The organism is Altericroceibacterium xinjiangense, from assembly GCF_003958635.1.
Classification (GTDB): Bacteria; Pseudomonadota; Alphaproteobacteria; order Sphingomonadales; family Sphingomonadaceae; genus Altericroceibacterium_A; species Altericroceibacterium_A xinjiangense.
Genome location: NZ_RSEK01000058.1, coordinates 1 through 2387, shown reverse-complemented (window position 1 = coordinate 2387; position 2387 = coordinate 1). Strand labels below are relative to the sequence as shown.

Here is a 2387-nt window from a genome sequence, read left to right as displayed (position 1 = left end):
TCGGGGGCGTTGGTGTCGATCAGCCGCTCCCATCCCTCTGCGCCCGCCGTGTCGGGCAGCGTGAAGTTGATGAGATCATGCCAGGCGTTGAAGATGATCAGCAGGGTCTCGTCTTCGCCGCGCCGACGCAAACCCGTGACGCGCGCCCTGCCATCGATCATCATGCCGACGCACCGGGCGCTGACATCCTCCCATTCGGCTGCTCCCATTTCCGTGCCGGCAGGACTGATCCAGGTGACGTCTTTAACGCCAAGTTCTTCGTTTACCTCGCCGACTAGGAACCGGGCGCGATGAAGCACCGGGAAGTGGCGACGCAGCGCCGTCAGTTTGCGGGTGAATGCGATAAGCCCCCGGCCCTTCTCCTTTATGTCCCAGTCCAGCCAGCCGATCTCGCTGTCCTGGCAGTATGCATTGTTATTGCCGCCCTGCGTCCGCCCGAACTCGTCGCCGGCGAGCAACATCGGGGTGCCTTGACTCAGCAGCAGGGTTGCCAAGAAGTTGCGGATCTGACGTTCGCGCAAGGCAAGAACCTCGGCGTCGTCCGTTTCGCCTTCGACACCGCAATTCCAGGATCGATTGTCGTCGGACCCGTCCTTACCATCCTCGCCGTTCGCGTCGTTGTGCTTGCCGTCGTAGCTGACGACGTCGTTGAGCGTGAAGCCGTCATGCGCGGTGATGAAGTTGACGCACGCCCAGGAGCGACGACCGCTGTGATTGTATTCCTGCGGTGATGCGCACAGACGCGGCGCGAGCTCGGCCACGTTGGCCTCGCCTCGCCAGAAATCGCGCACCGTGTCGCGATACTTGTCGTTCCACTCGGCCCAGCCCGGCGGGAACGACCCGACCTGATACCCGCCGGGGCCGATATCCCAGGGCTCCGCGATCAGCTTGACGGTCGCCAGCGTCGGATCCTGGCCGACCGCGCGCAGGAAGCCGGACTGCTCGTCGAACCCATGCGGCTCGCGGGCGAGAATGGTGCCAAGATCGAAGCGGAAGCCGTCGACATGCATTTCCTCGGCCCAATATCGCAGGCTGTCGGTGACCAGCTGGATCACGCGCGGATGGCTGAGGTTGACGGTGTTTCCGGTGCCTGTGTCGTTGATGTAGTAGCGCGGCTGATCGGGGAGGAGGCGGTAGTAGGTCGCGTTGTCGATGCCTTTGAACGACAGCGTCGGGCCCAGCTCGTTCCCTTCCGCGGTGTGGTTGTAGACGACGTCCAGGATCACCTCGAGATCGTTCTCGTGGAAGCGCGCAACCATCTCCTTGAACTCACGGAGCGAGTTGGCGACGTCATGGGCGTAGCGCGTCTCGGGCGCGAAGAAGCCGATCGAATTGTAGCCCCAGTAATTGGCGAGGCCTTTCTCGACCAGCTGACTATCCTGTACGAATGCATGGACCGGGAGCAGCTCGACGGACGAAACGCCTAGCGCTTTGATGTGATCGAGCACGGCCTTTTCGCCCAGGCCGGGATAGGTTCCGCGCAGGTGCTCAGGGACGCCCGGATGGCGGATGGTGAGCCCCTTGACGTGCGCCTCATATACGACCGTCTGGTCCCAGGGAGTGGCGCGCTTGTCCGATTGGCCACGCCAGTCGAAATTGGGATCAACCACGACGCACTTGGGCATGAACGGCGCACTGTCGCGTTCATCGAAGGTAAGGTCGTCACCGCTCTCCATCTGGTACCCAAACAGGGCCGCATTCCATTCCAGCGTGCCGGCGTGAGCGCGCGCATAAGGATCAAGCAAGAGCTTGTTCGGATTGAACCGATGGCCTGCCTCCGGCTGGTAGGGGCCGTGAACGCGGTAGCCATAGAATTGGCCGGGCTTCACATCGGGCAGATAGCCATGGAAAACTTGGTCGGTATATTCGGGGAGGGTGACCCGCTCGATCTCGGCCTTGCCGTCGGCATCGAACAGGCAAAGCTCGACTTTCGTGGCGTTAGCCGAAAACAGCGCGAAATTCGTGCCTTTCCCGTCCCATGTGGCACCTCGAGGATAAGGCAGACCTTCCTTAAGCTGAGCGGCAAAATCCGTCACGCGCGTCTCCTTGTTTGCGGCTCTCGCACAACCCGTAATTAGCGCGTTGTATCCGTCCGAGATCCGCGTAGCCTAGCGGCACCAGCTGATCGGCGGTGGATGGGTTCTGACCTCTCCGGCGCATGGATCATCTACGCGCCTGCAAGGCGCGGCTCAGTGATTGCTGCTGCACCATCCATGTACAATGTCGTCTTGACGAGCACTGGCCTTTGTTCTCGAATCTGCGGCCCCTTCTTTGCGCCCTCGACGGCAACTCGCGAGCTGCAACCTTGATGCTCGGTCGTCATCCATGTGGGGAAGGGCTCGATAATGTGGATGCTTAGGCGCCGTTTGAGCGCACGGGTGAGGTGA

2 protein-coding genes are annotated in these 2387 nt (G+C 61.7%); both read right to left on the bottom strand.

Annotated elements, in window-relative coordinates; all coding sequences use genetic code 11:
* The coding region (gene glgX / locus ELY13_RS14850) for a glycogen debranching protein GlgX (protein ID WP_126174648.1) at window positions 1-2036 on the bottom strand (2036 nt) is incomplete at its 3' end.
* Between the two features lie 131 nt (window positions 2037-2167).
* Window positions 2168-2387 (bottom strand): hypothetical protein (locus tag ELY13_RS15250; RefSeq protein ID WP_206436095.1); only part of this gene is annotated, 220 nt, incomplete at its 5' end.